The 8,062-nt window shown below is 71.3% G+C and carries 8 protein-coding genes; 6 read left to right on the top strand and 2 right to left on the bottom strand.

Annotation, left to right across the window (positions count from 1 at the left end; genetic code table 11):
- Positions 1-113: 113 nt before the first annotated feature.
- Both AC061S_RS09800 and AC061S_RS09795 read right to left on the bottom strand, forming a co-directional pair.
- Positions 114-632, bottom strand: a complete 519-nt coding sequence (locus AC061S_RS09800; protein WP_478685457.1) for an N-acetyltransferase family protein — start codon at positions 630-632, stop codon at positions 114-116.
- On the bottom strand, positions 629-1,201 hold the full coding sequence (locus AC061S_RS09795; protein WP_478685456.1) for a TetR/AcrR family transcriptional regulator: 573 nt from the start codon (positions 1,199-1,201) through the stop codon (positions 629-631). The genes AC061S_RS09800 and AC061S_RS09795 overlap by 4 nt, the downstream gene beginning before the upstream one ends.
- Positions 1,202-1,453: 252 nt before the next feature.
- Here AC061S_RS09795 and AC061S_RS09790 point away from each other — a divergent pair, with 252 nt between their 5' ends.
- The 6 genes from AC061S_RS09790 to AC061S_RS09765 all read left to right on the top strand — a co-directional run bounded on the left by AC061S_RS09790 (position 1,454) and on the right by AC061S_RS09765 (position 8,022).
- A complete protein-coding gene (locus tag AC061S_RS09790) occupies positions 1,454-2,467 on the top strand; it encodes an agmatine deiminase family protein (RefSeq protein ID WP_478685455.1) in 1,014 nt (337 codons plus the stop codon).
- A gap of 150 nt (positions 2,468-2,617) precedes the next feature.
- Complete coding sequence (locus tag AC061S_RS09785; RefSeq protein WP_478685454.1) at positions 2,618-4,324, top strand: ABC transporter substrate-binding protein; 1,707 nt, start codon at positions 2,618-2,620, stop codon at positions 4,322-4,324.
- Complete coding sequence (locus AC061S_RS09780; RefSeq protein ID WP_478685453.1) at positions 4,321-5,280, top strand: ABC transporter permease; 960 nt, start codon at positions 4,321-4,323, stop codon at positions 5,278-5,280. The genes AC061S_RS09785 and AC061S_RS09780 overlap by 4 nt, the downstream gene beginning before the upstream one ends.
- Entirely contained in the window at positions 5,277-6,131 is an 855-nt protein-coding gene (locus AC061S_RS09775; RefSeq protein WP_478685452.1) for an ABC transporter permease, read from the top strand. The genes AC061S_RS09780 and AC061S_RS09775 overlap by 4 nt, the downstream gene beginning before the upstream one ends.
- A complete protein-coding gene (locus AC061S_RS09770; protein ID WP_478685451.1) occupies positions 6,128-7,186 on the top strand; it encodes an ABC transporter ATP-binding protein in 1,059 nt (352 codons plus the stop codon). Before AC061S_RS09775 ends, AC061S_RS09770 begins: the two co-directional genes overlap by 4 nt.
- Entirely contained in the window at positions 7,183-8,022 is an 840-nt protein-coding gene (locus AC061S_RS09765) for an ABC transporter ATP-binding protein (protein ID WP_478685450.1), read from the top strand. Before AC061S_RS09770 ends, AC061S_RS09765 begins: the two co-directional genes overlap by 4 nt.
- Positions 8,023-8,062: the final 40 nt, after the last annotated feature.

Below are 8,062 nucleotides of genomic sequence, written 5' to 3'. Positions count from 1 at the left end.
CGCTGTCGATCGTCCGTCAGTACATTGAGCAGCAGAATCGTCCACTGTGACCTGCGGGTCAGAGCAGTTCTGAGAATCGCTTCACCACCGGGCTGAAGCCCGATGCACTGCGATTAGTCCCGGTAGCGGCGTTCGCCGACGGCGACGAAGCGGGGCAGCCGCCCGTACTCGGTGAATCCCAGCGAGGCGTAGAGCCGCAGGGCCCGGGTGTTGTCGCCCCGCGCATCCAGCGTGAGGACCTCGATCCCGGCCCTGCGGGCGTCCTCGACGAGGGCGGCGGTCAGCGCCCGGCCGAGCCCGAGTCCGTGGGCCTCGGCGGCGACCGCGAGCTTCTCCAGGTCCGCGTGCGGCCGGTGCGTCGGGCGGGCGTAGCGCTGCCAGTACCCGAGCCCGACGAGCCGGTCTCCGACGCAGGCGCCGCGCAGGGCCGCGTCCCCGGTCCGTACGGCGGCCGCGACGCGGTCCAGCAGCTGCGCCACCTCGTCCGGCCCGGGGGGTTCGACCCAGCCCAGCGCGGCTCCCCCGGCCACCAGCTCGGTCAGGATCCGGTGCGCCGACGCGGCGAACCGGGCCGCCCGTTCCGGGTCGGACACCAGCTCCCGTGCGTCCACGATCACCGCTCCCGCGGTCATACGGCCAGTTCCCCTTCGATCGCGTCGGCGAGGAGCCGGCGCGCGTGGTCCAGGGGCAGGGAGCCGCTCAGCCAGCGGACGCTGAGGCCTTCGAGGAGGGCCGTCAGGCGTTCGGCGGCCGCCGCGTGCTCGGGGGCGGTGCCGGTGGGGCGGGCCTGGGCGAGGAGGTAGGAGATCTCGTGGACCCAGCTGTGCGTGGCCTTGGCCACGTCTTCGCGCAGGTCGGGATCGAATACGGCGCTGGCCCTCAGCTCACCCCAGGCGGTGCTGTTCTCCCGCACCTCCGAGGTGTCCTGGAGTTCGAGGAGCAGGGTCCGCTTGAGTTCGTCGCGGGGGCTCTCCGGCTCGTCCGAGCCGTCCTCGCGTTCGGCGGTGTAGCGGTCGGCGCGGTCGCTGATGAACTCCAGCGTGCGGCGCAGGATCCCGGCGCGGTCGGTGAAGTGGTAGTAGATCAGCGAGGTGGACACGCCCGCTTCGGCGGCAAGCTCCCCCACCCGGAGCCCGCGCACGCCGCGTCGCGCGATCACTCGCGTGGCGGCTCTGAGTATTTCCGTTCGACGGTCTGACACGAAGGGTCACTCTACCCGCCAAGTCCGTCACCTGGGGCTTTTCCTGACCGTAACATCAGGCACCCGTTTCCGGCATTTACGCCGTGATCATGCCGATTTCGAGGCCCTTCGGGGCTCTCCACACCCCGCCTGATACGCGGTGTGACCGATTCCGCATCAGCTTGGCGAGAACCATTGACTGAATTTTCAGTTTGGTGGACGATGCGGACACCCCTTACAAACACTGACTGAATTTTCAAACAGGAGTGGATCATGACCAGTTTCCGCATGCCGGCCGAGTGGACGGACCACGAGGGCTGCCTGATGGCGTGGCCGACCCGGCAGGAGCTGTGGGGCGACGTCTTCGACGAGGTGAAGGTCGAGTACGCCCACGTCGCCAACGCGATCGCCGCCTTCGAGCCGGTCACCATGGTCGCCCTGCCCGGCAGCGGCGACGAGGCCCGCTCTCTGTGCGGTGAGGGGGTCGAGGTGATCGAGCTCCCGCTGGACGACTCCTGGTTCCGGGATTCCGGGCCGATCTTCGTGCTCGGACAGGACGGCCGGCGCGCGGGCGTGGACTTCCGTTTCAACGCCTGGGGCGGCAAGCACTTCCCTTACGACACCGACGACAAGATCGCCGCGGCCCTGCTGGCGCACCTGGGCGTGGACCGCGTCGACTCCCGGATGATCCTCGAAGGCGGCGCGATCACGGTCGACGGCGAGGGCACGCTGATCACCACCGAGCAGTGCCTGCTGCACCCGAACCGCAACCCGGACATGACCAAGGCGGAGATCGAGGCCGAGCTCATCGCCCGCCTCGGTGTCACCAAGGTGATCTGGCTGCCGTACGGCGGTCTGCTGGACACCGAGACCGACGGGCACGTGGACGGGGTCTGCGCCTTCGTCGCCCCCGCCACCGTCGTCGTCCAGCTCCCGAGCGACCCGGCCCACCCCGACTACGAGCGCATGCGCGTCAACCGCGCCGTCCTGGAGGGGTCCACCGACGCCGCCGGCCGCCCCTTCACGATCATCGACCTGCCGCAGAGCAACCTCGTCGAGGTCGACGGCAAGGAGACCGAGGTCGGCTACCTGAACTTCTACATCGCCAACGGCGGGGTCGTCGTCCCGGTCGCCGGCACCTCCGAGGACGAGGGCGCCCTCGCCGTCATCGCCTCCGCGCTGCCCGGCCGCAAGGTCGTCGGCGTCCGCTCGCGCGTGATCGCGTACGGCGGTGGCGGCGTGCACTGCATCACCCAGCAGATCCCCGCGGCCGGCCGCACCGTCTGACCGGCTCGCCCCTTCCGCCGTGCCCGGACCGGCGGCCCGCCCGTAGGGCGTGTCTTTCGGATCAGGCTCGCCCGGGCCCCCGAGCCTCCCTCCTCGCCCCGCTCGCCGCATGCCCGTACCTCCCCTCCCCGCATGGAAGAGAGAGCACCGATGCCCAGATCCCTTCCCTGGTCCAGAGCCGCCAGGTCCTCCGCTCGCGCCGACACCGGCGTCTCCCCCGCCCGCCGGTCCGCCCGCCGCCGGTACACGCTGCCCGTCGCCGCGCTGGCCGCCCTCGGCCTGGTCGCCGCCTGCTCCGGCCCGCCCAAGGGCGACGGGAGCCAGAAGGACGCGGCCTTCAAGCTGTCCGCCGGCACCCCGGCCGCCGCGGGTGAGCTCGACTCCTTCACCTGGGCCGTCTACGCGGAACCGCCGACGCTGGACTACATCTCCGCCTTCGACTACCCGGCGAACACGATCCTGTCGAACGTCTGCGAAAGCCTGATGCGGTGGACCCCGCAGCTCACGACGGCTCCGGGGCTGGCCGAGAAGGCCACCAACCCCAATGACCTGACGTGGGTCTACGACCTGCGCGCGGGCGTGCACTTCCACGACGGCGGCACGATGACCGCCGACGACGTGGTCTACAGCCTGGGCCGCCAGATGGACCCGGCGAACGGGGCCGCCTGGAACAGCAACTTCGCCAACGTCGAGGCCGTTACCAAGACCGGCCCGCTCCAGGTGACGGTCAAGCTGAAGCAGCCCGATTCGCAGTTCCCCCAGTACATGGCGACCGCCGCCGGCGTCGTGTCCTCGAAGGCCGGGGTGGAGAAGGCCGGCGAGGACTACGGCACCACCGGCAGCCTGGACTGCACCGGCCCCTTCAAGCTGGGCACCTGGAACAAGGGCCAGTCGATCGAGCTCCAGCGCTTCGACGGCTACTGGGGCACCAAGGCCAAGTCCGCGAAGGCCGTCTTCACCTTCCTCACCGACCCCAACGCCCGTACGAACGCCATGCTGAGCGGCGAGGCCGACGGCGGCTACCTGATCCCCACCGAGAGCTACGACCGGCTGCGCGCGAGCGGCGCCGGCACGCTCTACTTCGGCGAGGGCCTCAGCACCGTCAACGTCAACGTGACGAGCATGAAGGGCGCGCTCGGCGACGTCCGCGTCCGCCGGGCCCTGTCGCTGGCCCTGGACCGCCGCGGCTTCGTCAAGGCGGGCCTGGGCGGCGCGGGCACCGTCACCAGCTCGCTCACCACGAAGGCGGTCTGGGCCGGGGCCCCCGAGACCATCCGCGCGTCCGCCTTCGACGGCCTGCCCTCCCCGGAGCAGAACATCCAGGCGGCCAAGCGGATGGTCGAGGAGGCCGGCGCCACCGGCAAGACGCTGACCATAGCGACCAGTTCGATCGGCCAGGACGTCTCGCTGCTGGCGACCGCGGTCCAGGACGCCGGCACCAGGATCGGCCTGAAGGTCGAGTTGAAGACCATCGCCCCCAACGCGTTCACCTCGCTGTTCACCGACCCGGCGGCGCGCGAGGGCCTCGACATGTTCCCGCTGACGTACTACGACTCCATCACCGACCCGATGGACCTGCTGAGCAACTTCCAGACCGGGGCCTACCAGAACTACGCCGGCTACAGCGACCCGTCCTACGACGCGCTGACCGACAAGGCCAAGTCCGAGTCCGACCCGGCCAAGCGCTTCTCGGCGGCCGCCGAACTCCAGAAGAAGGCAGCCGACCAGCTCCTGTGGATCCCGGTCGCCGAGTGGCCGACCGCCGTCTTCCTGAACAAGCGGATCACCGGCGCGCCCACCACCATCTCCTACCTGTACTACCCGTGGGCCGCCGACGTCGGGGCGGCCGCCCGATGAGTTTCCTGCGCTTCGCCGTACGGCGGCTGGCCGAGATGGCCGCCACCTTGCTCGGCGCCTCCTTCGTGATCTTCGGCGCGCTGTACCTGGCTCCGGGCAACCCGGCGAGCTTCCTCCTGGGGGGCCGCTCGGCCTCCCCGGAGGCCCTGCAGGCGATCAAAGAGCACTACCACCTGGACGACCCCTTCGCGGTGCGGTACCTGAGCTGGCTCGGCCAGGTGCTGCAAGGGGACTTCGGCCGCTCGATCACGTACCGCACCGACGTGTCGCGGCTGCTCGCGGACCGGCTGCCCAACACCCTGATGCTGATCTCGATGGCGCTCGTACTGGTCCTCGTGTTCGGGCTGTTCCTGGGCTGGATCGGCGCCGTCCGCGGCGGCGCCGCCGACTCCGCGATCCTGGTGACGACCACCGTCGCCATCGGCACCCCGTCGTTCGTCGCGGCGGTGCTGCTGCAGGGCCTGTTCGCGGTGAAGCTGGGCTGGTTCCCCACCGGCGGGGCCGGTGACGGGTTCGGGCAGATGCTGTGGCACCTGACCCTGCCCGCCGTCGCCCTGGCGCTCTACCTGATCGGCATGCTCGCCCGGGTCACCCGGGCCGCGATGCTCGAAGTCCTCGGCCAGGAGCACGTCACGGTCGCCCGGAGCCGGGGCGTGTCCGCCCGCCAGGTGATCCGCCGGCACGTCTTCCGCAACGCACTGGGCACCGTGCTCACCACCGGCGGGCTCATCGTCTCCACCCTGCTGGTCTGCACCGTCCTGGTGGAGTCCGCGTTCAGCGTGGGCGGCATCGGCCAGCTCCTCGAACTCTCCACCACCACCAAGGACTTCCCCACCGTGCAGGCCATCTCCCTCATCATGGTCGCGCTGTTCATGACGGTGAACCTCGTCGTCGACCTGCTCCATCCGCTGGTCGATCCCCGGGTCACCCTCGGCCCCGCGAAGAAGGCCCCGTGAGCTCCGTCCTGGTGCGCCGACCGGGCCTCGCCCGGCTCCGGACCTCCCGCGCCCCCCTCTCCCTGTTCTGTACGGGCTTCGTCGCCGTCGTCGTGCTCGTCGCGTTGTTCGCCCCCTGGATCGCGCCCTACGACCCCAACTCCGTCGACCTGGCCAACGCCCTCGCGGGCCCTTCCGCCGATCACCTCCTCGGCGTCGACGCCTCCGGGCGCGACACCTTCTCCCGGCTGGTCCTCGGCGCCCGCACCTCGCTCCTCGGCCCGCTCGGCGTGGTGGCCTTCTCCACCGTGGCCGGCGTCGCGATCGGCACCGCCGCCGCCTGGCGGGGCGGCTGGCTGGACTCGGTGCTCTCCCGCAGCACCGAGCTGGTCTTCGCCTTCCCCGGCATGCTGCTGGCCATCCTGATCGTCTCGGTCTACGGCGAGGGGCTGCTCGCCCCCGTCATCGCCCTGGCCATCGCCTACCTGCCCTACGTCAGCCGGCTGACCCGCTCCCTCGTCCTGGCCGAGCGCGCCCGCCCGTACGTGGAGGCGTACCGGGTGCAAGGGCACTCGGGGGCGCAGATCTGCCTGCGCCACGTGGTCCCCTCCATCGCTCCGGTCGTCCTCGCGCAGTCCGCGATCAACTTCGGTTACGCCCTGATCGACCTGGCCGGCCTCGCCTTCCTCGGGCTGGGCGTACCGGCCCTGACCCCCGACTGGGGCCGCATGGTCTTCGATGGCAACGCCGCCATCCAGGCCGGCTACCCGCTCGCGTCGATCGTGCCCTGTGTGGCCATCGTGCTGACCGTGGTCGCCTTCAACGTCGTCGGCGAGGCCTGGGCCGACAAGGTAGCCAGGAGAGCCCGATGACAACAGCGACAACGCCGACACCGCTGACCCCACTGACCCCGCTGAACACCCTTGAGATCGAGGGTCTGCGGCTGCACCTGCCGGGCGCCGTCCGGCCCGTCCTCGACGGCGTCGGGCTCACCGTCGGCCCCCGGGAGACCGTGGCCCTGGTCGGCGAGTCCGGCTCGGGCAAGAGCCTCACCTCGCGCAGCGTGCTGCGGCTGCTTCCCGACGGGGCCCGGACGGAGGGCGAGGTCCGGGTGGCAGGGGACGACGTACTCACCATGTCTCCGGGGCAGTTGCGGGTGCTGCGCACCAGCACGGCGGCCATGATCTTCCAGGACCCCCGGGCGGCGGTCAATCCGATGCGCCGTGTCGGCGACTTCCTCACCGAGAGCCTGCGGCTGAACGCCAAGGCGACCAAGGCGGTGGCCGAGGACCGGGCGGTGGCGATGCTGGAGGCCGTCGGCCTCACGGCGGAGGCGCTGCGCAAGTACCCCGGACAACTGTCCGGCGGCATGCTGCAACGGGTCGTGATCGCGGCCGCGTTGATGGGCGACCCGGCCCTGATCCTCGCCGACGAACCCACCACGGCACTGGACGTCACCACCCAGGCCGAGGTGATCGGCCTCCTCGGCGACCTGCGCGACCGCTTCGGAACGGGGCTGCTGTTCGTCACGCACGACCTCGGCCTCGCCGCCGCGATCAGCGACCGGGTGTACGTGATGTACGCGGGCCGGATCGTGGAAACGGGCCCGGCCACCGAGCTGTTCGCCCGGCCCCGGCACCCGTACACGGCCGCGCTGCTGAACTCCACCCCGCGCCTGGACGCGCCCCGCGGGCGGCTCGCCGCGATCGAGGGCCGGCCGCCGAGCCTGCGGGAGGAGCTGACCGGATGCCCCTTCGCCGCGCGCTGCGTGCTCGCGACCGACGTGTGCACGCGGGAGGCGCCGGCCCTGCTCCCGGTCGCCGGGGAACCGGCCCGGCTCGCCTCCTGCCACCACGGCGAGCTGATCGCCGAGCAGGAGCACGAGCGGGAACGGGCGCGGACGGAACGGAAGGAAATCCACCCATGAGAACCGCAACTGGCACGAGCGCCGGCACCACGACCGCCGCGACGAAGACCGTCCTGGAGGTCCTGGGCCTGCACCGGACCTACGGCAGCGTCCGGGCCGTGGAGGACGTGTCGTTCCGGCTGGCCGAGGGCGGCTCCCTGGGCATCGTCGGCGAGTCCGGCTCGGGCAAGACGACCACGGCTCGCATCGTGGTGGGTCTGGAGCACGCGGACGAGGGCCGGGTGCTGATCCACGGCCGCGACCGGGGCGAGCACGCGCGCGGCAAGGCCCGCCGCCTCGCGCGGGCCCGCGAGGTCCAGATGGTCTTCCAGGACCCCTTCCTGTCCCTGGACCCGCGCACCACCGTGGGCGCGGCCCTGCGGGAGACCCTCTCCCTGCACTTCCCCGGCGCCGACCACACGCGGCGGATCACCGAACTGCTCGGCCAGGTCGGCCTCGGCTCCCGCGAGGCGGACGCGCTGCCCCGGCAGCTGTCGGGAGGACAGCGCCAGCGTGTCGCGATCGCCCGCGCGCTGGCGGTCGAGCCGGCCGTCCTCGTCCTCGACGAAGCGGTGGCCGCCCTGGACGTCTCGGTGCAGGCGCAGATCCTGAACCTGCTCTTCGACATCCGCGAACAGACCGGCATCGGCTACCTGTTCATCACCCATGACCTCGGCGTCGTGCGCTGCGTGACCGATGACGTGATCGTCATGCGGAGCGGTCGGATCGTCGAGTCGGGTCCGACGCAGCATGTGCTCGCCGACCCCCAACACCCCTATACGCGCCTGCTCCTGGAGTCGGTACCCCGCCCGGGATGGGATCCCCGGAGCATCGCCGCCGCTCGTCGCGCGCTGTAAGGGGGCCGTGGGGCGCGGCTGCTCCCACAGCCCGGCGGTT

The organism is Streptomyces sp. CA189, assembly GCF_056428985.1.
This window is presented reverse-complemented; position numbering and strand designations above follow the sequence as displayed.